This window comes from Actinomadura geliboluensis (assembly GCF_043197915.1).
Classification (GTDB): Bacteria; Actinomycetota; Actinomycetes; order Streptosporangiales; family Streptosporangiaceae; genus Spirillospora; species Spirillospora geliboluensis.
The window spans coordinates 765,865-786,535 of record NZ_JBICUA010000002.1 but is presented as its reverse complement, the minus strand read 5'-3'; the positions used below and the strand labels follow the sequence as shown (position 1 = coordinate 786,535).

At 73.2% G+C, this 20,671-nt stretch carries 19 protein-coding genes; 8 read left to right on the top strand and 11 right to left on the bottom strand.

All coding sequences use genetic code 11. The features are described 5' to 3' along the window. Positions 1–68 precede the first annotated feature (68 nt). On the bottom strand, positions 69–869 hold the full coding sequence (locus tag ACGFI1_RS09190) for an enoyl-CoA hydratase/isomerase family protein (protein ID WP_392784276.1): 801 nt from the start codon (positions 867–869) through the stop codon (positions 69–71). A gap of 165 nt (positions 870–1,034) precedes the next feature. Between ACGFI1_RS09190 and ACGFI1_RS09185 the strand changes: the two genes are divergently transcribed. Further along, a complete protein-coding gene (locus tag ACGFI1_RS09185) occupies positions 1,035–2,366 on the top strand; it encodes an ABC1 kinase family protein (protein ID WP_364549140.1) in 1,332 nt (443 codons plus the stop codon). A 251-nt stretch (positions 2,367–2,617) separates the two neighbouring features. On the opposite strand, the gene ACGFI1_RS09180 is transcribed toward ACGFI1_RS09185, so the two are convergent. From ACGFI1_RS09180 to ACGFI1_RS09165, 4 genes are all read right to left on the bottom strand, one after another. Beyond that, a complete protein-coding gene (locus ACGFI1_RS09180) occupies positions 2,618–2,818 on the bottom strand; it encodes a hypothetical protein (RefSeq protein ID WP_138635791.1) in 201 nt (66 codons plus the stop codon). 91 nt (positions 2,819–2,909) lie between these two features. Continuing rightward, on the bottom strand, positions 2,910–3,188 hold the full coding sequence (locus ACGFI1_RS09175; protein ID WP_117400278.1) for a WhiB family transcriptional regulator: 279 nt from the start codon (positions 3,186–3,188) through the stop codon (positions 2,910–2,912). Between the two features lie 118 nt (positions 3,189–3,306). Beyond that, on the bottom strand, positions 3,307–3,627 hold the full coding sequence (locus ACGFI1_RS09170) for a hypothetical protein (protein WP_138635790.1): 321 nt from the start codon (positions 3,625–3,627) through the stop codon (positions 3,307–3,309). A gap of 306 nt (positions 3,628–3,933) precedes the next feature. Further along, positions 3,934–5,097: an epoxide hydrolase family protein gene (locus ACGFI1_RS09165; protein WP_138635789.1), complete on the bottom strand. Its 1,164-nt coding sequence runs from the start codon at positions 5,095–5,097 to the stop codon at positions 3,934–3,936. A gap of 121 nt (positions 5,098–5,218) precedes the next feature. Here ACGFI1_RS09165 and ACGFI1_RS09160 point away from each other — a divergent pair, with 121 nt between their 5' ends. After that, complete coding sequence (locus ACGFI1_RS09160) at positions 5,219–7,414, top strand: sensor histidine kinase (RefSeq protein ID WP_392784273.1); 2,196 nt, start codon at positions 5,219–5,221, stop codon at positions 7,412–7,414. Here the strand turns inward: ACGFI1_RS09160 and ACGFI1_RS09155 are convergent. The 3 genes from ACGFI1_RS09155 to ACGFI1_RS09145 all read right to left on the bottom strand — a co-directional run bounded on the left by ACGFI1_RS09155 (position 7,340) and on the right by ACGFI1_RS09145 (position 11,109). Further along, positions 7,340–7,945, bottom strand: a complete 606-nt coding sequence (locus ACGFI1_RS09155) for a response regulator transcription factor (RefSeq protein ID WP_392784271.1) — start codon at positions 7,943–7,945, stop codon at positions 7,340–7,342. The two genes, ACGFI1_RS09160 and ACGFI1_RS09155, sit on opposite strands and share 75 nt — an antisense overlap. Positions 7,946–7,965: 20 nt before the next feature. Then, a complete protein-coding gene (gene tesB, locus ACGFI1_RS09150) occupies positions 7,966–8,841 on the bottom strand; it encodes an acyl-CoA thioesterase II (protein WP_138635786.1) in 876 nt (291 codons plus the stop codon). A 201-nt stretch (positions 8,842–9,042) separates the two neighbouring features. Further along, positions 9,043–11,109 (bottom strand): ATP-dependent DNA helicase UvrD2, encoded by a 2,067-nt coding sequence (locus tag ACGFI1_RS09145; protein ID WP_392784269.1) that lies wholly within the window; start codon positions 11,107–11,109, stop codon positions 9,043–9,045. 133 nt (positions 11,110–11,242) lie between these two features. Here ACGFI1_RS09145 and ACGFI1_RS09140 point away from each other — a divergent pair, with 133 nt between their 5' ends. Then, the gene (locus tag ACGFI1_RS09140) at positions 11,243–11,512 is read left to right on the top strand and encodes a mycoredoxin (protein WP_138635784.1); all 270 of its coding nucleotides are present in this window, start codon (positions 11,243–11,245) and stop codon (positions 11,510–11,512) included. Positions 11,513–11,594: 82 nt separating this feature from the next. Here ACGFI1_RS09140 and nudC read toward each other — a convergent pair whose 3' ends face one another. Together nudC and ACGFI1_RS09130 are read right to left on the bottom strand one after the other, a co-directional pair. Further along, a complete protein-coding gene (gene nudC, locus ACGFI1_RS09135) occupies positions 11,595–12,506 on the bottom strand; it encodes an NAD(+) diphosphatase (RefSeq protein ID WP_392784267.1) in 912 nt (303 codons plus the stop codon). Positions 12,507–12,528: 22 nt separating this feature from the next. After that, the gene (locus ACGFI1_RS09130; protein ID WP_386867905.1) at positions 12,529–13,914 is read right to left on the bottom strand and encodes a dipeptidase; all 1,386 of its coding nucleotides are present in this window, start codon (positions 13,912–13,914) and stop codon (positions 12,529–12,531) included. 151 nt (positions 13,915–14,065) lie between these two features. Between ACGFI1_RS09130 and ACGFI1_RS09125 the strand changes: the two genes are divergently transcribed. Then, positions 14,066–14,341 carry a DUF4031 domain-containing protein gene (locus tag ACGFI1_RS09125; RefSeq protein WP_171068928.1) on the top strand — a complete coding sequence of 92 codons (276 nt, stop codon included), beginning with the start codon at positions 14,066–14,068 and terminating at the stop codon, positions 14,339–14,341. Positions 14,342–14,356: 15 nt separating this feature from the next. Here ACGFI1_RS09125 and ACGFI1_RS09120 read toward each other — a convergent pair whose 3' ends face one another. Continuing rightward, positions 14,357–14,965 (bottom strand): HD domain-containing protein, encoded by a 609-nt coding sequence (locus tag ACGFI1_RS09120; protein ID WP_364549118.1) that lies wholly within the window; start codon positions 14,963–14,965, stop codon positions 14,357–14,359. A gap of 181 nt (positions 14,966–15,146) precedes the next feature. On the opposite strand from ACGFI1_RS09120, the gene ACGFI1_RS09115 reads away from it, so the two are divergent. The 4 genes from ACGFI1_RS09115 to ACGFI1_RS09100 are packed head-to-tail and all read left to right on the top strand — an operon-like array spanning position 15,147 to position 20,630. Then, entirely contained in the window at positions 15,147–16,316 is a 1,170-nt protein-coding gene (locus ACGFI1_RS09115) for a siderophore biosynthesis protein (protein WP_392784264.1), read from the top strand. Further along, positions 16,313–17,938 (top strand): IucA/IucC family protein, encoded by a 1,626-nt coding sequence (locus ACGFI1_RS09110; protein ID WP_392784263.1) that lies wholly within the window; start codon positions 16,313–16,315, stop codon positions 17,936–17,938. The genes ACGFI1_RS09115 and ACGFI1_RS09110 overlap by 4 nt, the downstream gene beginning before the upstream one ends. Then, positions 17,929–19,548 (top strand): IucA/IucC family protein, encoded by a 1,620-nt coding sequence (locus tag ACGFI1_RS09105; RefSeq protein ID WP_392784261.1) that lies wholly within the window; start codon positions 17,929–17,931, stop codon positions 19,546–19,548. Before ACGFI1_RS09110 ends, ACGFI1_RS09105 begins: the two co-directional genes overlap by 10 nt. Beyond that, complete coding sequence (locus ACGFI1_RS09100) at positions 19,545–20,630, top strand: alanine racemase (protein WP_392784259.1); 1,086 nt, start codon at positions 19,545–19,547, stop codon at positions 20,628–20,630. The genes ACGFI1_RS09105 and ACGFI1_RS09100 overlap by 4 nt, the downstream gene beginning before the upstream one ends. Positions 20,631–20,671: the final 41 nt, after the last annotated feature.

Below are 20,671 nucleotides of genomic sequence, written 5' to 3'. Positions count from 1 at the left end.
GGTCAACGCCTATCTTTTGACCATCCCTCGGGGCTTTGTACAAATCCCCGGGGGAGGTGTCGCCGGCTTTACTCGCCGGTGAATTCCGGGCTGCGCTTCTCCCGCTGGGCGGCCAGTCCCTCGCGCATGTCGCGGGACGACATCGTGACCGGCTGCGCGAGCGACTCCCAGCGCAGTGCCGCCTCCATGTCGGCGTGCCCGCCGCCGGCGAGGGCGACCTTGGTGAGCCGGGTCGCGATCGGCGCCTGCGCGGCGATCCGGGCGGCGACCCCGAGCGCCTTCTCCAGCAGTTCCGCGCGGGGGAACGCCTGGTTGGCCAGCCCGTTCGCGGCGGCTTCGGCACCGGTGAGGACGCGTCCGGCCAGCAGCATCTCGCGGGCCAGCGGCAGCCCCGCCACCTCGGGGAACAGCCACGTCGCGGCCATGCCGGGGTGCAGTCCGAGGGCGGTGAACGGGGCGAGGAGCTTGGCGTCCTCGGCCGCGTAGCGCAGGTCGCAGGCGAGGGCGAGGCACAGCCCGGCGCCGACGGCGTGCCCGTTGACCGCGGCGACCGTCGGCACCTCCAGGCCGCGGATCGCCAGCCAGGTCCGGTAGAACTCCAGCATCCGGTCGCGCAGCGGCGGGACGGCGACGGAGTTGGTGTCCGCGAGCCAGGACAGGTTCCCGCCGGAGCTGAAGGCGCTGCCGGCGCCGGTGACCACGACGCAGCGCAGCCCTGCGTCGCCGCGCAACCGCTCGATGGCGTCCTTCCACGCGGCGGTCATCTCGTCCGACATCGCGTTGCGGCGGTCGGCGTCGTTCAGGGTGAGGACGGCGACCCCGTCGGGGCGGCGTTCGACCAGCAGCGGGTCGGCGGAGTCTCCGGGCATGCCCGGCACGGTACCGAATCTCGCTCGGCGGCACCGCCCCGGGGCCGTGAGAAAGCGCACACTTACCGCGTACGGCCAGGTCAGCGAGGTGAGCCGAAGAGGGCACCGGCTTTACTCTGCGGTGGTTGTGGCGTGAACGACATCCGATCACCGACAATGTACGGCGTGAGCGATCTTCCCCGCCGCGCGGTGACGCGGTCAGCAAAGCTGGCGTCCCTCCCCATCGGCTTCGCGGGTCGCACCGCGCTCGGCGTCGGGAAGCGGACCTTCGGCAAGCCGGCCGAGGCCGTCGCGTTGGAGATCCAGACGCGCACCGCCGAGCAGCTGTTCAAGGTCCTCGGCGAGCTCAAGGGCGGGGCGATGAAGCTCGGCCAGATGCTGTCGATCTTCGAGGCGGCGCTGCCGCCGGAGATCGCCGGGCCGTACCGGGCCACGCTGACCAAGCTGCAGGAGGCCGCTCCCCCGCTGCCGGTGTCGACCGTCCACAAGGTGCTGGAGGAGTTCCTCGGCCCGGACTGGCGCGACTACTTCGAGTCGTTCGACGACCAGCCGGCCGCCGCCGCGTCCATCGGGCAGGTGCACCGGGCCGTCTGGCACGACGGCCGCGCCGTCGCGGTGAAGGTGCAGTACCCGGGCGCCGGGAAGGCGCTGATCAGCGACTTCAACCAGCTCGCCCGCCTCGGCCGGCTGTTCGGCGTGCTGATGCCGGGGCTGGACGTGAAGTCGATGCTCGCCGAACTCAAGGAGCGGGTGGTCGAGGAGCTCGACTACACGATCGAGGCCGAGTCGCAGTCGCAGTTCCGCGCGGCCTACCTCGACGACCCCGACTTCTACATCCCGGAGGTCATCGCCCAGTCCGGGAACATCCTGATCACCGAGTGGATGGAGGGCACCCTCCTCTCGAAGATCATCAGCGATGGGGACCAGGAGACCCGCAACCACGCGGCCCTGCTGTACTGCCGTTTCCTGCTGTCCGGGCCGAAGCGCTCCGGGATGCTGCACGGCGACCCGCACCCCGGCAACTTCCGGCTGCTGGCCGACGGGCGGCTCGGCGTCCTGGACTTCGGCGCCGTCGACCGTATCCCCGGCGGCTTCCAGCGCCGGCTCGGCCTGCTGCTGCGGATCGGCACGATGGCCGACATCGACGAGGTCGAGGACGCGCTGCGCCGCGAGGACTTCATCCGCGAGGGCGTCGAGATCGACGCCGAGTCGCTGCAGGCGTTCCTCGCCCCGATCACCGAGCCGTTCGTCACCGAGACGTTCAAGTTCAACCGGGAGTGGCTGCGCGACATGGCGGCCCAGGTCACCGACCTGCGCCCGTCCAACGTCGTCCGGCAGCTGAACCTGCCGCCGGAGTACGTGATCATCCACCGGGTGCTGTCGGCCGGCACCGGCGTGCTGTGCCAGCTCGAATGCGAGATCCCGGCTCGCGCCGAGTCGCTGAAGTGGGTACCGGGCTTCGCCGACGACGAGGACGGCGAACTGGTCTCCGGCTGACCGGCTCCGGCCGCGCCGAGCGGACATGGCGGGCCGATCGGACATGGCGGAGCCCCGCGCACTGATGGGGTGCGCGGGGCTCCGCTCTTTCGCGCGTCCGGTGGAGTGGGGCCATCGGACGCGCTCCACGTGCCCGCCGGGAGGCGCTCCCGTCCGCCAAACCATCCAAGAAGGACGGACGGGGCCTCGACCGGGCGGGCACTCGTTCGTCTGGGGCAGAGGCCGGCCCCCGGTGAGCGGCCTCTGCGCGGTCAGTCCCTGTAGTGGGACCGCGGGGCGTGCGTGTACGACTCGCCCCGGGCGGTCGGGGCGAGCAGGACGCGCCGGACGCGGGACGCCCTGGTCCGGGCGTCCCGGCGCGCCCGCCGCAGCGCGCGCACACGGGCGGCCATCTCGTCCGGCACGGTCGCCGGTATTCGTTCTCTCGACAGGTCCTGGCTGAGCAACGTCATCTCGTTCTCCCCGGCCGCCCGGAGGCGCGGTCCCCGCGTGGGGGCCACGCCTCCGGGGTCGATTCGGCTGAGCGTCGCGGGCATCACTGCCTCACACCGTCACTTCGTCGGGCCGCGGGTGCTTGCGCGGGCGGCCGCGCGGCCGCTTGCGCGGCACGATCACACCGCGGACGAAGAGCTCACCGCCCCAGACGCCCCACGGCTCCTTGCGCTCGAGAGCGCCGGCGAGGCACTCCTTGCGGAGCGGGCACTCCAGGCACAGGGCCTTGGCGAGCTCGACGTCGGCGGGAGCCTCGGCGAAGAACAGCTCCGGGTCGGTCCGGCACGGAAGCGTGAGGTCCTCCTCGCTGATCGCGAGGGCCCCCTGCATCACAGTCACCCTTGTTCCTCTCGTTGGATCTCAACGGGTGTTCGGTGGGTCTGGACAAAGAGAAAGGCCGCGGATCCGGTGTCTGGATCCGCGGCCTGGGGGCTTGCCGGTTGTCTTGCTAGACCGGTCGCCTCCAGGGGTACGGACCCGACACGCCACCCTTGACGGTGGCGCCCGTGTGGGCCGTGGCCGGAGCCGGGACGTCCATGTCCTCGATAAGGCGTTCGAAGACACTCCGCCCCTGGTCGTCCTGGATCAGCTGCTCGAATCGCAGATCGCGCGGGTTCGCCCGCTGCTCGTCACGCAGCCACACGCGCGCATAGGCGCCGGGCATGGCGAGGCGGGACGAGGAGGTGCCGCGCAGCGAGACACAGGGCATCGAGGCACCGAGGCGTGCGCCGTTCCAGGACGACGTGAATTCGCTCAACGTGTTGCTCACCGGACTGCACACCACCTCTCTGGCTCCTCGGACCGGACCCGGCGGGATCAAGATCCACACCGGACGGCCGGCTGATTGCTCGCGACGAGCGTACGGGGATCTCGCCGAATCAAGCAAGATATTTTTGACCTGCGGTTTTGTGGGTGAGTTCACCCTTTTCCCGGGAAACCCGCGCCGTCTCACCGGCGTCGAACCTCACGGGGTTCCCGTGAAGAACGATCTTCCCAGGATACGGCCGGGCCCGCCCGGCCGCCACCGTCCGGGCGCGGGTGGCGGCGGGGCGCGGGTGGCGGCGGGGCCGGGAGATCAGCCCGCCGACCGGTCGCGCAGCTCGCGGAAGAACTCGCGGACGTCCTGCAGCAGCAGGTCGGGGGCGTCGTGGGCGGCCCAGTGACCGCCGCGGTCGTACTCGCGCCAGTGGACGATGTTCCGGTGGTCGCGCTCGGCGAAGCGGCGCAGCGGCCGGAAGTCGTAGGCGAACGACGCCAGCCCGATCGGGAACGTGGTCGGCTCGGACGCCTGCGGCTCGTGGTGGTTCTCGTAGTAGAAGCGGGCCGTGGACGCCGACGTGTTCGTCAGCCAGTAGATCGTGGCGATGGTCAGGATCGTGTCGGGGTCGGGCAGGCCGGCCAGGAGCTGGCCGACCCAGGCCAGCTGCCCGGCCGGAGAGTCCGACAGCGCGTGCGCGAGGGTCTGCGGCTGGGCCTGCTGGGCGCGGTCGTGGATGGAGTGCGCGACGAACCCCTGCAGGAACCGCAGGTACTCCTCCTCCGCCGGGGTGATGCCGGCGAGCTCGGCCGGGTCGCCCGTCGGGAAGGAGAAGATCTGGTTGACGTGGACGCCGATCACCCGGTCCGGGTGGCGGCGCCCGAGCCAGGGGCTGACGATCGCGCCGGCGTCGTTGCCGTGCGCGCCGAAGCGGTCGTAGCCGAGGCGCGCCATCAGCTCGGCCCAGGCGTCGGCGGTGCGGGCCGAGCCCCAGCCCTTGGTGCGGGTGGGCGCCGAGAACCCGAAGCCCGGCAGGGACGGGACGACGACGTGGAACGCGTCCGCCGGGTCGCCGCCGTGCGCCGCCGGGTCGGTGAGCGGGCCGATCAGGTCCAGGTACTCGGTGAACGTGTTCGGCCAGCCGTGGGTGAGGATCAGCGGGGTGGCGTCCGGCTCCGGCGACCGGACGTGCAGGAAGTGGATCAGCTGGCCGTCGATCTCGGTGGTGAACTGCGGGAACTCGTTCATCCGCGCCTCCTGGGCGCGCCAGTCGAACCCGATCCAGCGGGTCACCAGGTCGCGGACGAAGGAGACGGGCACGCCGTACTCCCAGCCCGGCTGGACCGGGCCCTTCTGGACGCCGTCGGTCACCTCGGACTCGGGCAGCTCGTCGGCGAAGCGCGTGCGGGCCAGGCGGTCGCGCAGGTCGTCCAGGTCGGCCTGCGGCACGTCGATGCGGAACGGTGTGATCTCGAAGCTCATCGGAGCCCTCCTCATTCGGTACTCCGAGTCTGTTGCGCGGCGCCGCGCGGGAGTAGTGCCCGGTGCACGGCCTGAACTGCGGTTCGCAGGCCGCTGACGTGCAGATTGCATAATTGCCGCCATGCGCGACAGCCGCCTGCCCCTCTTCGCCGGGATCGTCCTGTTCTGGACGTACCGGATCCTGGTGCTGTGGGCGGACCCCGGCCCCGGCGGCCCGCCCGGGGCGGCGGCGCTGCTCGCCGGGACGGGCGCGGCGCTCGGCCTCGGCGTCCTGCAGGCGCGGGCGCTGGCCTGGCGCGGCTCGCTCGGCAACCTCGCGGCGCAGGCGGTGCTGGCGTACGCGCCGCTGCTCGTCCTCGGCGGCGCCTGGCGGCCCGCGGCGCCGCTGCTCATGGCGTCGGTGCTGCTGCTCGCCGCACCGGCCCGCGCGCGCATACCGGCCGCCGCGTCCATCGTGGCCGCCGAGTTCGTGATCAGGGCGGTGTGGCTGCCCGACGCCGGCACGGGGTACGCCATCTGGGCCGCCGTGGTGACGCTCACCGGCGGGCTCCAGTTCCTCGTCCTGGCGCGGCTCGGGCATCTGGTCCGCGCGCTGGAGGCCACCCGCACCGAGCTGGCCGCCCGGCGCGCCGCCGGGGAGCGGCTGCGGATCGCGCGCGGCCTGCGCGCCGAGCTGGGGCGGCGGCTGTCGGCCGCCGCGGCGTCCGCCGACCCGGCCGAGATCACGGCGGCGGCGCGGGCGGCGCTGGCCCGTGCCCGGTCGGTCGCCGACGACTACCGGGACCGGTCGCTGGCGGCCGAGATCGAGGCGGCGCGCACGGTGCTCGCGGCGTCCGGCGTGCCGGTGCGCGTCGAGGCGGACGCCGCCGTGCCGCCGGCGCCGCGGGCCGACGCGGCGCTGGCCGGGGTGCTGCGCCGCACCGTGGTGGCGGCGCTGCGGGACGGCCGCCCCGACGGCTGCGTGATCGAGTGCCGGACGGGCCCCGGCGGGCCCGAGCGGCTGCGGGTGGCCTTCTCCGGTCCCGTGCCGCCGTTCGCGGAGCCGCTGGCGGCCTCGTCCGCCGAGATCGCCGGGCTCGGCGGGCGGCTCGCCGCCGGACCCGCCGTGGAGGCGGAGATCCCGCGGGCGCGGGCCTGGACGGGCGGCCCGGTCGGCGCGGCCCCGTGGCTGGCCTTCGCCGTCCTCCTGGTCCTGGAACTGGACCATCTCGGCACGGTCGCGACCAGCGTGCTGATGGCGCGGGAGGCGGGCGTCGCGGTGGACCCGGCGCGGCTGGCGGTGGCGGCGGTCGCGCTGCCGCTGGTCGCCGCGCTGCAGCTCTACCACGTGCTGCCGCGCGGCGAGGCCCGGCCGCGGCGCTGGGCCCTCCCGGCCCAGATCGTGCTGATCCTGGCGGCGTTCGCCGTGGCGGGGCCGCTCGTCCCGACGGCCTACGGCGGGCTGCCCGCGACGTACGGCGGGCTGGTCGCGGGCGTGGTGCTGCTGAACGTCCGGCCGCCCTGGTCGTGGGCGGCGGCCACCGCGCTGCTGCTGATGCCGTTCCCGCTGCTGTACGGCGCGCGCCCGCCGGCGGTGGTGCTGCTCAGCGTGCTCGCCTCGGCGGCCTTCATGATCTCCGTCCACGCGCTGGGTCGGCTGCCCGTCACGGCGGCCCGGCTGGACCGGGCGCGCCGCGAGCTGGTCCGCACGTCCGTGCTCCGCGAGCGGCTGCGGATCGCGCGGGACGTCCACGACCTGCTCGGCTCGCAGCTGTCGGCGATCATCATCCGGGGCGGGATCGCGGCGGGCCCGGCGGACGGCGCGCGGCTGGCGGAGCTGGCGGGCGGGGCGCTGGCGACGGTCCGCTCGATCGGCGCGGAGCCCGCACCGCTGCGGCTCGCCGCCGAGGTCGAGAGCGCGCGGGACCTGCTGGGCGCGGCCGGGGCGCGGGTCCGCGTCACGGTGGCGGAGCCGCCGGCGGCGGTCGCCGCCCTGTTCGCCGTCGTGCTGCGGGAGTCGGTGACCAACGTGGTCCGGCACGCGCGGGCGCGGCGCTGCGAGATCTCGATCACGCCCGTCCGGCTCCGCGTCTCCAACGACGGGGCGCCGCGTGCCGGCGCCCGCCGGACGCGGCGGGGCGAGGCGGGCGGAGCCGGGCTGGCCAACCTGCGCTCCCGCGCGGCGGAGGCCGGGGGCGCGCTGGCCGTCGAGCACGCGGACGGCCGGTTCACCCTCACCGTCGAGGTGCCGGACGCCGGCCCGTCAGATCCAGCCCGCCTCGGTCGCGATGCGGATGGCGTCGACCCGGTTGCGGGCGCCCAGCTTGGTCACCGCTGACGCGAGGTAGTTGCGGACGGTCCCGTAGGACAGCCCGATCCTGGCCGCGATCTGCGGCGGCTCCGCGCCGGACGCGGTCAGCCGCAGCACCTCGCGCTCCCGGTCGGTGAGCGGGCAGTCCGGGGCGTCGAGCGCCGCGAAGGCGAGCTGCGGGTCGACGACGCGGCCGCCGGCGGCGATGGTGCGGACGGCGGCCACCAGCTCGCCGGGCGCGCTGTCCTTGACCATGAACCCGGCGACCCCGGCCGCCATCGCGCGCCGCAGCGTCCCTGGCCGGCCGACCCCGGTCAGGATCAGCACGCGGCAGCCCGGCAGGTGCCGGCCCAGTTCCGCCGCCGCGCTGACGCCGTCAAGGCCGGGCAGCTCGATGTCGAGCACGGCGACGTCCGGCCCCGTGCGCAGGGCGGCGGCGACGATCGCGTCCCCGGCCGCCACCTGTGCGACCACCTCGACGTCGTCCTCCCGGTCGAGGAGGTCGGCCAGCGCCTCCCGGAGGATCCGCACGTCCTCCGCCAGCAGCACCTTGATCAACGGCGTGCCCCCCGCCGCGGTCAGCGCTTGCGCTCGCCGTCGGAGACGCGCACGAGGCCCTCCTGCATGACGGAGACGACCAGCTCGCCCTGCCGGGTGAACACCTGGCCGCGGGCGAGGCCGCGGGCGCCGCCGGCGAACGGCGTGTCCTGGTAGTACAGCAGCCAGTCGTCGGCGCGGAACGGCCGGTGGAACCACATCGCGTGGTCGAGGCTGGCGCCCATCGTCCGCTTGTCGCCCCAGGCCAGGCCGTGGTTGAGCAGGACGGTGTCGAGCAGCGTCATGTCCGAGGCGTAGGTCATCAGGCAGACGTGCAGCAGCGGGTCGTCCGGCAGGTCGCCGTCCACCTTCAGCCACACCTTCGACTCGGGGGTGGCGAGCGCCGGGTCCTTGGCCGCCTCCCAGGTCAGCGGCGTCGCGTGCCGGATGTCGAACGGGCGCCGGGTGACGAACTCGCGCGCGCCGACCTCGCCGAACACCGGCGTCAGCCGGGTCAGGCCGTCCGGCAGCGTCTCGGGGGCGGGCGCGTCCGGCATGGGGGCCTGGTGGAACGGCCCCTCCTCGGCGATCTGGAACGACGCCGACAGCGTGAAGATCGCCTTGCCGTGCTGGACGGCCATGACCCGGCGCGTCGTGAACGACCGGCCGTCGCGCACCCGGTCGACGGTGTAGACGATCGGGACGAGCGGGTCGCCGGGCCGGATGAAGTAGGCGTGCAGCGAGTGCACGGGCCGGTTCGCGGGGACGGTGCGCCCGGCGGCGACGAGCGCCTGCCCGGCCACCTGGCCGCCGAAGACGCGCTGCCGCCGCTCCTCGGGGCTGCGGCCGCGGAAGATGTCGTTCTCGATCTGTTCGAGGTCGAGCAGGTCCAGCAGGGCCTTGAGCGATTCCTTCACGGCGGCCAGTCTTCCGTATCGGCCCCAGTGACCGGGATCTCACCCCCGCGGCACCGGCCCGTCCGCTAAGCCCCCGTGACCGGAATCTCACCCCGCGGACCTGCGCTCCCCGGGGAACAGCGGCGGCACGTGTCCTCGCCGGCGTGTCCGGTTCGGTGGCCGTCCAGGCCGGGCAGGCCGGGCGGCTCGAGAGGCGGCGGGTCAGTGGCCGCAGAGGGTGAGGACGGCGTCGCCGTAGCGGTCGAGCTTCACCTTGCCGACGCCCGGGATGCGGGCCAGGTCCTCCAGGGAGTCGGGGGCGTGCTCGGCGATCGCCTGCAGGGTGGCGTCGGTGAACACGACGTAGGCGGGGATCTTCTGCTCGGCGGCGACCTCGGCGCGCCAGTCCTTCAGGGCGAGGAGGAGTTCCTCGTTCAGCTCGGACGGGCAGTCCTCGCAGCGGCCGAGCTTGCGTTCGACGGCGGCGGTCAGCGGGCGGCCGCAGACGCGGCACGGCTGCGGGCCCTTGGCCGGGCGGCGCTTGGAGCGGTCGGCGCGGGGCGGGGTGTGCGTGGTGGTCTTGCCGGTCAGGCCGTCCAGGAAGCGGGACGGGCGGCGCGTCTGCGACCCGCCGGGCGAGCGCGACAGCGCCCACGAGAGCGCCAGGTGGACGCGGGCCCGCGTCACCCCGACGTAGAGGAGGCGGCGCTCCTCCTCGATCTGGGCGGGCGTCTTGGCGTAGATGATGGGGAGCGTGCCCTCGGCCAGCCCGACGAGGAACACCGCGTCCCACTCCAGGCCCTTGGCGGCGTGCAGCGACGCGAGCGTGACGCCCTCCAGCGGCGGCGCGTGCTGCGCGGCGGCGCGCTCCTCCAGTTCGGCGACGAAGTCGGCGAGGCCGGCCTTCGGGTTGTCGGCGGCCATGTCCTCGGCGAGCTGGGCGAGCGCGGCGAGCGACTCCCAGCGCGCGCGGGCCGCGCCCGCGCCCTCGGGCGGCTGGTCGGTGAACCCCGCCCCCGACAGGACGTGCCGGACGGTCTGGATCAGCCCCATCCCGTCGGTCTCGGGGTCGGCGCCCGCCCGCGCCGCGCCGCGCAGCCGGACCACCGCCTCGCGCACCTCGGGCCGCTCGAAGAACCGCTCCGCGCCCCGCAGCACGTACGGGACGCCCGCCGCCGCGAGCGCCGACTCGTAGGTCTCGGACTGCGCGTTGACGCGGAACAGGATCGCGATCTCCCGCGCGGGGACGCCCTCGTCGATCAGCTTGCGGGCCTGCCGGGCGGCGTCGTCGGCCTCGGCGACCTCGTCGTCGTACTCGTTGAACACCGGCTCGGGGCCGTCCGCGCGCTGGGCCAGCAACTCCAGCTTGTGGCGGGTGCCGCGCGCCTGCCCGATCACGCCGTTGGCCAGCCGGACCACCTGCGGCGTCGACCGGTAGTCGCGGACGAGCTTCACGACCTTCGCGCCCGGGTGCTCGCGGGTGAAGTCGAGCAGGTGGGACGGGGACGCGCCGGTGAAGGAGTAGATCGTCTGGTTGGGGTCGCCGACGACGCACAGGTCGTCGCGGTCGCCGAGCCAGGTGTCGAGCAGCATCTTCTGCAGCGGGTTGACGTCCTGGAACTCGTCGACCACGAAGTACCGGTACTGCTCGCGGACCTGGTTCGCGACCTCCCGGTGCTCGGTGAGGACGGCTGCGGTCAGCTCCAGCATCCCCTCGAAGTCGAGCAGGTTGCGCTCCCGCCTGAGCTGCTCGTACATCGCGTAGACGCGGGCCACGTCGACGACGTCGGCGGGCGGCTTGCGGTCGGCCTTGGCAACGGCGGCGGGGTAGTCCTCGGGGCGGTGCTGGGTGACCTTCGCCCACTCGATCTCGCTCGCGAGGTCGCGCAGCTCGGTGCGCGCGAACGACAGCCGGCACGCGCGCGCCGCGTCGGCGACCAGCCCGATCTTCGAGTCGACGATCTTGGGCGCCTCGCCGCCGATGACCCGCGGCCAGAAGTAGCTCAGCTGCCGCAGCGCCGCCGCGTGGAACGTGCGGGCCTGCACGCCGGGCGCGCCGAGCTGCCGGAGCCGGCTGCGCAGCTCCCCCGCCGCGCGCGTGGTGAACGTCACGGCGAGCACCCGCTGCGGCGTGACGACACCGGTCAGCGTCGCGTAGGCGATCCGGTGGGTGATGGCCCTGGTCTTGCCCGTCCCGGCGCCCGCGAGCACGCACACCGGCCCCTTCACCGCCTCGGCGACCGCCCGCTGTTCGGGGTCGAGTCCCTCCAGCACCGACTCAGCCAACATGCCCCCATACTCGCAGCCCGTCCCACGTGCATCAGCCGATACGCCGCCTGTGGACAACCAGGAATGCCGAGGGGCTGTCTACTGTTCTGGCGTAGGCACCGACTGTCCGAACGAACGAGGAGACCACGAAGCGATGGCGACGCCGACGACCGGCCAGCTCACCATGTACACGACGTCCTGGTGCGGGTTCTGCCGCCGGCTGAAGAGCCAGCTCGCGCGGGACGGCATCGAGATGGTCGAGGTCGACATCGAGCGCGACCCCGAGGCCGCCGACTTCGTCATGAGCGTCAACGGCGGAAACCAGACCGTCCCCACGGTCCTGTTCCCGGACGGCACGGCCGCGACGAACCCCAGCGCCAAGGAGGTCAAGCGCCGCCTGGCGGAGATCGCGAAGACCGCGTAGCGCGGTCGCGCGGAAGGCCCGCCGGCCACCGGCCGGCGGGCCTCGCCATGTGAGAAGGCGGGCAGGTCAGAAGGCGGGCAGGTCAGAAGGCGGGCATCTTGGGGAGTTCGCCGCCGTACCAGCGCATGATGAGCTGCGCGGCGATGGACAGCGGGCCCGGCGCGACGATCTCGCCCGCCTCGATGGCGGCGCGCAGCTCGTCGCGGGTGTACCAGGCGGCGTCCTGGATCTCCTCCGGGTCGGGGTTCAGCGGGACGGCGCCGTCCGTGTGCGCGGTGAAGCCGAGCATGAGGCTCTGCGGCAGCGGCCACGGCTGGCTGCCGAGGTAGTGGACGTCCTGGACGGCGAGCCCGACCTCCTCCTTCACCTCCCGCGCGACGGCCTGCTCCAGCGACTCGCCCGGCTCGACGAACCCGGCGAGGATGGAGCGGCGGTCGGCGGGCCACTGCGGGCCGCGGGCCAGCAGGATGCGGTCGTCCTCGTCGGTCACCAGCATGATCACGGCCGGGTCGACGCGCGGGAAGTGCTGCGAGCCGTCCTCCGGGCAGACGCGCACGTGGCCGGCGGACGCCACCCGGGTCCGGGCGCCGCAGCGCGGGCAGAACCCGTGGGTGCCGTGCCAGTGCTCCAGCGCGACGGCGTGGGTGAGCAGGCCGGAGTCGCGGTCGCCGAGGAGCGCGCCGACGCGGCGCAGCCCGGCCGGTTCGGCCCCCTCGATGGCGGGCAGCGGCCCGGACACGCCGAAGTACACGGTGCCGTCGTCGTCGGCGCCGAAAAGCCAGCGCTCGCCCTCCGGCGCCTGCGCGGGCGGGACGAGCACGAGCGCCGGGCTGGGCTCGTAGACCACGAGGGACCGCCCGTCCTGGATGACGAGGACGCGCGTCCGCGGATCGTTCCAAGCGGCGTCCAGCCAGGCGTCGTCGCGGCGGTTCAGCGCGGCCCGGTCGAGGGTTCCGCGCGCGAGCGCGAGCCACTCCAGTGGGGCTTCGGTCACAACTGCTCCTCTCCCGGGTATGTCAGCGCAGCGCGGCGGCGAGTTCTTCCCACAGGTGCGCGGCGGCCTCGGCGCCCTTGAGCAGCAGCGGGATCTCGACCTTCTCGTTGGGGGCGTGGATGCGGTCGCCGTTCAGGCCGACCGCGACGAAGACGAGCGGGGCGTCCAGGATGTCGGCGAGGTCGGCCTCGGGGCCGCTGCCGCCCTCGCGGGTGAACAGCACCTCGGTGCCGAAGGCCCGCTCCATCGCGCGCCGGGCGGCGGCCACGACGGGCGAGTCGATCGGCGAGAAGCACGGGCGGACGCCGCCTGCGGGGCAGCGCACCTCGGCGTCCACGCCGGGCGGGGCGTGCTCGGCGACCCACGCCTTGAACGCCTCCTGGACCTTGCGGGGGTCCTGGCCGGCGACGAGCCGGAAGGAGATCTTGGCGTGCGCGTCGCGCGGGACGATCGTCTTGCCGCCCGGCCCGGTGTGCCCGCCCCACATGCCGTTGATCTCGGCGGTGGGGCGCGCCCAGATGCGCTCCAGGGTGGTGTAGCCCTTCTCGCCCTGCGCGGCGCGGCTCTCGCCCGCGGTGCGCAGCCACTCGTCCTCGTCGAACGGCAGGCGCGCGAACGACGCGCGCTCCTCGTCCGTCAGCGGGACGACGTCGTCGTAGAAGCCGGGGAGGGTGACGCGGCCGTCGGCGTCGTGCAGGGCGGCGAGCAGCGCCGCCATGGCGTGCAGCGGGTTCGGGACGGCGCCGCCGAACGAGCCGGAGTGCAGGTCGGTGGACGGGCCGCGCAGCGTGACCTCGACCTCGGTGAGCCCGCGCATCCCGGTGCACATGGACGGGACGTCCGCCGCCCACATCGTGGTGTCGCTGATGACGACGGCGTCGCAGGCGAGCCGGTCGCGGTGGGCGCGGAGCAGGTCGGCGAAGTGCACCGAGCCCGCCTCTTCCTCGCCCTCGACCAGCAGCTTGACGGTCACGGGCGGGGCCTGCCGGCCGGACGCGGCGAGCAGCGCGCGCAGGCCGAGCGTGTGGAAGAAGACCTGGCCCTTGTCGTCGGACGCGCCGCGCCCGATGAGCTGATCGCCCTTCTCGACGGGCGCGAACGGGTCGGTCTCCCATTCGGTGAGGGGCTCGACCGGCTGGACGTCGTGGTGGCCGTAGACGACGACGGCGGGGGCGTCGGGGTCGTCGGCGGGCCATTCGGCGAAGACGGCCGGGTGGCCGCCGGTCTCCCACATCTCGACGGTCGGGAAGCCCTGCCCGCGCAGGTAGGAGACGAGCCAGGCGGCCGAGTCGCGGACGTCGGCGGCGTGCGCCGGGTTCCCGGAGATGGACGGGATCGCCAGCCACTCCTTGAGATCGGCGACGAATCTGTCCCGTTCCGCCTGGATGTACCCGACCACGTCGTTCACCGCATGCCCCTTCGCATGTGCGTTCTGTCGTACCGTTGCAACGGCGTTCCACCGGCCGGCACCGGCGCGTCCGGCCTTCTCCGGCCGGCACCCTCCGGCCGGCACCGCCGCGAGCTTACATCGACGTCAACGGAGTGTTAGGGGAAGCAGCTTGATCCTCATCGATCCGCCGCTGTGGCCCGCGCGCGGCCGTGTCTGGTCGCACATGGTGAGCGATGTCTCGTACGAGGAGCTGCACGCGTTCGCGGCGGACCTGGGGATGCCGCCCAGGGCCTTCGAGCGCGACCACTACGACGTCCCGTCCGAGCTGTACGAGGCCGCTGTGCTGCAGGGGGCGGAGGCGGTCGGCTGCCAGGAGTTGCTGTTGCGGCTCACCAAGGCGGGCCTGCGCCGCCGCAAGAGCTACCGCCCCCGCGTCACTCACTGAGCGCTGAGGCGGGCGCTAGGCGTTGAGCAGCATCAGTTCCGTGCGGATGTTGCTGCGCGCGCGTTCCTCGAACCGTTCGCGTGCGGGCGGTGTGTGGAAGAGCTTGGGGAGTGCCAGTAGGCCGTTGAGGACTTCTGCGCGTCCGGCTGCGAAGAACTCGTCGGGGACGAACGCGTACTCCTCCCGGACTGCGGCGGTGTAGGCGGCGTACTGGTCGGGGTCCGCGCCGAGGACGGCGAGGTCCGCGTCGCACAGGACCTGGCCGTTGCGGTCGTCCTCGCCGGGGGCGTGCGTGGTCGTGAGCTCGACCAGCCGGGCCACCTCCTGGACGCCGGCGGCCGCGAGGTCGGTGTCGGCGAGCATGCGGACGGCGAGGCGGGCGCTGCGCTCCTCGTTGTCGGCGCGCTCGGGGTCGTAGACGGCGTCGTGGAACCAGGCGGCGAGGCGGACGAGGTCGGGATCGGCGGCGTGCCCGGCCAGCTCGTCCACCAGGTCGAGGACGGCGGTCAGGTGCGCCCGGGTGTGGTAGCGGCGGTGCGGTTCGCCGTAGCGCTCGTCCAACTCCGTCCCGATATGCCGGGTGTGCGGCCCCGCCAGCGCGACCCACCGGTCGACAAGATCCATGGCCCCATCCTGGCGGACGCCGCGCCGGGCGGACCACCGGACCGTCCGTGCGAGGGCACGCGCCGGGGACCGGGACACGCGGTGCGATCGTTCTTGCGCGCGCGGTGCCGCCCCGCCACTATGATCACTGCGAGTTAGGCAAGGCTTACCTCACCCACGAACCGAACTGGAAAGGCCGATCGTGGCCGCCTCGCTCTACCTGGTCGCCGGGAAGGCGACCGACTCGGTGACGCACGGGTTCGTGCCCGCCGCCGCGCGCCTCGGGCTGGACGCGGTGCTGCTCACCGACCGTCCGGAAGCCTACCGGTCCGGCGCGCACGCGTTCGGCGGGCCGGTCGTCGAGTGCGACGTCTCCGACTTCCGCGACATCGTCCACCGCATCGGCGCTACGGACGCGGGGGGCGAGCCCGCCGCCGTCTTCTCCAACAGCGACTTTCTGCAGGCGCCCGCCGCGCTGGCGGCGGCGTACTTCGGTCTTCCGGCCAAGGACTGGCGGGCGGCCACCCGCGCCAAGAACAAGGCCCTCATGCGCCGCCACCTCGCGGGCATCGACCCGGTGTTCTCCGCTGACGCGCGCGAGGTGCCGCCGGACGCGCCTTACCCGCTCGTCCTGAAGCCCCGCGAGGGCGTCGCCAGCGAGGACGTGTTCCTGGTCGAGGACGCGGCGGAACTGGCCGCACGCGCGGACGAGATCACCGCCCGGCGCGACGACCCGCTCGTGGCCGAGGAGTACCTGCCGGGGCACCTCCACACGCTGGAGACGCTCGGCGATGGGCGGGAACTGCGCGTCCTGGGCTCGTTCCGTACGACGGTCTCGCCGCCGCCGTTCTTCGTTGAGGAGCGCCTTGAGTGGGCGGCACCGCCCCCGGAGACGCCCCAGGTGCTGCGCCAGTTGGAGGCGTTGGGGGTCGGGTTCGGCGCATGCCATACCGAGTTCGTCGTCCATGAGGGCCGTGCCCGCATCATCGAGGTCAACTACCGGCTCATCGGCGACCACTGCGATTTCCTCTTGGCCGACCTGCTGGGCGTGCCGCTCTTCGAGCAGATCCTCCAGGTCCACTTGGGCGGGCCTGTGCCGGGTGTGCACGTCCCACGTCCGCGTCACGCCGTGGCGGAGCCGGTCATCGCCGACCGCTCCGGCGTCCTCACCGCGGCCCCCGGCCCGGTGCGGGTGGACGATGGTGAGGTGCGACTCTCCTACCGCCCCCAGCGCGCGGTGGGCGACTCGGTCGCGGTGACCCGCACCAACCGCGACTACCTGGGCACCGTGCGTGCGATCGGCCCCGGCCCGGACGAGGTCGAGGCCGCGCTCGCGCGCTTCCGCGCGGACCACAGCTGGACGATCACGTGACCGACCGCGCCGAGGCGGCCCCGCCGCCGGACCGCGGCGAGGGCCCGCTGGCGGCCCGCGTACTGGACGCGCTGCTCCGCGAGGACTACGGCGGCATGCGGCGCTTCGTCCGGGACGGGAGATTAGAACTGCCCGGCCGTTCCGTGCGGCTGCTGCGCGCGCGCCCGGTCTTCCTCTCCGAACTCGTCGTGGCCCCTGGGCAGGACCTGAAGTTGAGCGAGGTCTTCCAGGCCGTCCGCTCGGTGGCCGACCCGCGCGACGACACGGCGGCCTTCGAGCGCGAATGCCGGGCCGCGCTCGCCGCCGGGAAACTGCACGACGACGCGCGTCCCGCCGTGCACCGGCGCCTGGCGCGCATCCCGGACGCGCTGCGGACGGGCCCCGGGACGTTCTACGAGACGCTGGCGGCCTACAACGACCACCCGGTGCATCCGGCGGGGCGGAGCCGCGCGGGGCTGTCCATGGCCGATCTGAGCCGCTACGCGCCCGAGTTCGCGCCGTCGTTCCCCCTGCGGTGGGCGCCCGTGCGGAACCCGGTGCTCGCCGGGCCGCTGCCGGAGTGGTGGCCCGCGCCGTCCGACGTGGGCCTGGGCTCAGGCGGGGCGGCGGGGGCGCTGTTCCCCGTCCATCCGCTGGCGGTGCGGCAGGTGCGCGCGGAGGCCAGGACGGCTCTGGCGCCCGAGCCGTTCCTGCGGGTCGGCCCGACACTGTCTATGCGGACCGTGGCCGTGCTCGGCGGCACCGCGCCGCTCGTCCACGTGAAGATGCCGCTGCCGACCAGCACACTCGGTCTGCGCAACCGGCGCACCATCATGCCCGGCACGCTTCATGACGGAGCGCTTGTCGAACGCATCCTGCGCCGGGTGCTCCAGCGCGAACCGGCGCTCCCGGTGCTTCTTGCCGATGAGCAGACCTACGGCCACGCCAACGACCCGCTCCTGGCCTACCTCGTGCGGCGTTTCCCGCCGGAAACGGCGCGCGCGCACATCGTCCCGGTGGCGGCCTTGCTCGCCGAGGCCCCGGACGGCGGCTACGTCATCGAACGCTGGAACGTCGAAGAACTCTTCGGCACGTACCTGTCCGCGCTGTTCGAGTGGAACGTCACGCTGTTCCGCTACGGGATCGCGCTGGAGGCGCATCAGCAGAACGTCGCGCTCGTCCTGGACGACGCCTCTCCGCTGCGTCTCCTCATCAAAGACAACGACGGTGCGCTGATCGACCCGTCGCGGCTCGGGGAGCGCCTCGCCCCGTCCCCCGGCACGGACCCGCGCGACCTCATCGACCGCCGGATGACGACCACCGACCCCGACGCCCTCGCCCGCGTGTTCGTCACCATCACGCTGCACCTGTGCGCCGCCGCGGTCGCCGTCGGCCTGGCCGAGCGGGGGCTGCTCCCCTGGCGCACGGGGCTCGCGATGGTCCGCGAGCGGCTCGACGCCGCGCTCGGCCCGGCGGACGCGTTCCTGCGCTCCCGCACGCTCGACGCCGGCTCCCTGCCGGGCAAGGCCATGCTCACCGCCGGGACGCTCGTCGACAAGGCCAGGACCGGCGCGGCCGACATCAACAAGCACTACGGCCCGCCGGGGCCCAACTACCTACTACTGGACGCGACGTGCCGCTGACTGGGCTCACAGAACTGACCGGACCGGCCGTCACGGCCGGCGACGCCACCGCGACCGCGCTGCTCAACTGCCTGATCCGGGAGGTCTGCGCGCCCGAGCAGCAACTGTGGCCGGACGGCGACCATCTCCTCGCCCGCCTGCCCCGCGCAGGCGTCGTCCTGCGCGCGCGCCTGACCCGGCCTCCGGCCGGCCCCACCTACCGCCTGGCGCCGCCCTACGAGGAGCAGCGGGAGGACGAGTGGATCCTCACGTCCTGGGACAGGCTGGCCAACCTCGTCGCGGGCGAACTGGAACTGGCAACAGGCCGTCCCAACCCCGAGTTCCTCACCCAGGTGGACGACAGCCACACGGCGCTGGCCGCGATCCTCGCCGCCAGGAGCGAGGCGTCCGGCGACCGGTACATCGCCTCAGAACAGGCTCTCGTCGCGGGGCACCGATTCCACCCGTCTCCTAAGGCCCGCCAGGGGGCTCCTGGTGACTGGCTCCAGTACGCGCCGGAGACCCGGGCCAGCTTCCGTCCGCACTGGCTCGCCGTCCCGGACGACCTCGTCGCCGAGGAAGGAGACCCGGACGCGTTCGCGGCCCTGGTGTCCTACGGGCCTCCTGCTCCCCCAGGCCGGACACTGCTTCCCGTCCACCCGTGGCAGTTCTCCCTCCTCGCGGACAACCCCGTCCTACAGAAGGCTCTGGCGCAGGACCTCTTGGTCGACCTCGGCCCGTCCGACACCGAGGCGATCCCCACCTCGTCCGTCCGGACGGCCTACCTGCCGGACGCCGACGTCTTCTGCAAGTTCAGCCTGGACGTCCGCATCACCAACTGCGTGCGCAAGAACGCCTGGTACGAGCTGAGCGGCGCCATCGCCCTCAACGAACTGCTGCCGCCCATCTTCGACAAGCTCGGCTCGACGCTGCTCGCAGAGCCCGCCTACCGCAGCGTCACACTCCCCGACCGCCGCCTGTACGAGGGCCTGGGGGTGATCCTGCGCCAGGGCGTCAGATCCCTGCCCGGCACACCGCTGCTGGCGGGCGCCTTGACCGACCCCTACAGCACGCTCCTCGCGGACCTGCCCGCTCTAGAGACCGCAGAGCAAGCCCGCGTATGGTGGGACGCCTACGTGGCGCAAGTGGCACCGCCCGTCCTCCGCGCTTACCTGGACCACGGCATCGTCCTGGAACCGCACCTTCAGAACGTGCTCGTCTGCGTCGACCCGACGGGCATGCCCGTCCACGCCGCGTTCCGCGACCTGGAGGGCACCAAGCTGACAGCCGACCGCTGGGACCTCTCGCAGCTGCCGCCCCGCGTGGCCGAAAGCCTCACCTACGCGCCCGACCGCGGCTGGAACCGCGTCGTCTACTGCCTCCTCATCAACCACCTCACCGAAGTCGCCGCCGCGGTCGCCGACCTGCACCCGCACCTGGAGCGAACGCTCTGGCAGGACGCGCGAAAGCACTTCGCCGTCCACGACCACCACCCGGAAGTCAGAGCGCTCCTCGCCGGAGTCCCCGTGCCGGCGAAGGCGAACCTCCGCACCCGCTGGTCCCGCGTGGCCGACCGAGGCGCCACCTACGTCCCGACCACCAACCCACTGGCAGCCCCCAGACCGCTATGAAAGAAGTCGCCGAACTCGCGCTCAGCCTCGACAGCTACCCGGCCTATGTCTACGACTTGCCGGGTCTACGGGAACACGTCGAAGCCATCCGAGAAGCCCTTGGCTCCACGGAGTTGTTCTACGCCGCCAAGGCCAACCCTGATGCCGAGATACTCCGCACCCTTGCGCCTCATGTGGACGGCATAGAGGTGGCTTCAGGCGGCGAACTGGCCCATGTCCGGGCGACCCTGCCCGGCGTGCCGTTCGCCTTCGGCGGCCCAGGCAAGACACTCGAAGAACTGCGTCTGGCCTTGACCGTCGACCGCGTCCATGTGGAAAGCCCGAACGAACTGAGGAGCCTGGCCGCGCTGGGGCCCGCTGACATCCTGCTCCGCGCGAACCTCCCCCTCCGCACCCCGAACGCCGCGCTCATCATGAGCGGCCCCTTCGGCATGGACGAGGACGCCCTTAACGAATGCGCCTGGCTCTTGGCCGACAACCCCCACCTCACCCTGCGCGGCGTCCACGCCCATTTGGCCTCCGGCCTGGACGCCCCCACCATGCTCGACCTCGCCCACCAGATAGCCGATTGGGCGCTCCCCTGGCTGAAGACGCAAGGCGTGGACGACCCCGAACTGAACGTCGGGGGTGGCATGGCGGTGGACTACACGTCCCCCGGAGCCCTCTTCGACTGGCGCACCTACGCGACAGGGCTGGCCTCCATCCGGGCCAAGGTCCGCATAGAGCCCGGCCGCGCCATCACGGCCTACCACGGCTGGTACGTCACCGACGTGCTGGACGTGAAGACGACCAGAGGCGAGACCTACGTGATCCTCCGGGGTGGCACGCACCACCTCAGAACTCCGGTGACGAAGGGCCATGACCAACCCTTCCACGTCCTGACCGCCACGGGTCCGGAGTCCCCCGCGACGCTCGTCGGCCAGTTGTGCACCCCGAAGGACGTCTTCGCCCGCGACGTCCCCGTCCCGCCCCTGTCCCCCGGCGACGTGGTCGCCTTCGGCATGGCCGGGGCCTACGCCTGGAACATCTCCCACCACGACTTCCTGATGCACCCCAAGCCGGGCTTCCACTACCTGCACTGAGCTCCCATTCGTCCAAGACCCGGCAGGCGGCGGTGGGCGAC

What these genes read in the sequence shown, in the direction of transcription:
- ACGFI1_RS09160 (WP_392784273.1), top strand. Translation starts at nt 5,219, where the DNA reads ATGCGCGACAGCCGCCTGCCCCTCTTCGCCGGGATCGTCCTGTTCTGG.
- ACGFI1_RS09100 (WP_392784259.1), top strand. Translation starts at nt 19,545, where the DNA reads ATGAAAGAAGTCGCCGAACTCGCGCTCAGCCTCGACAGCTACCCGGCC.
- ACGFI1_RS09120 (WP_364549118.1), bottom strand. Translation starts at nt 14,965, where the DNA reads ATGGATCTTGTCGACCGGTGGGTCGCGCTGGCGGGGCCGCACACCCGG.
- ACGFI1_RS09175 (WP_117400278.1), bottom strand. Translation starts at nt 3,188, where the DNA reads ATGCAGGGGGCCCTCGCGATCAGCGAGGAGGACCTCACGCTTCCGTGC.
- ACGFI1_RS09190 (WP_392784276.1), bottom strand. Translation starts at nt 869, where the DNA reads ATGCCCGGAGACTCCGCCGACCCGCTGCTGGTCGAACGCCGCCCCGAC.
- ACGFI1_RS09140 (WP_138635784.1), top strand. Translation starts at nt 11,243, where the DNA reads ATGGCGACGCCGACGACCGGCCAGCTCACCATGTACACGACGTCCTGG.
- ACGFI1_RS09165 (WP_138635789.1), bottom strand. Translation starts at nt 5,097, where the DNA reads ATGAGCTTCGAGATCACACCGTTCCGCATCGACGTGCCGCAGGCCGAC.
- ACGFI1_RS09180 (WP_138635791.1), bottom strand. Translation starts at nt 2,818, where the DNA reads ATGACGTTGCTCAGCCAGGACCTGTCGAGAGAACGAATACCGGCGACC.
- ACGFI1_RS09145 (WP_392784269.1), bottom strand. Translation starts at nt 11,109, where the DNA reads ATGTTGGCTGAGTCGGTGCTGGAGGGACTCGACCCCGAACAGCGGGCG.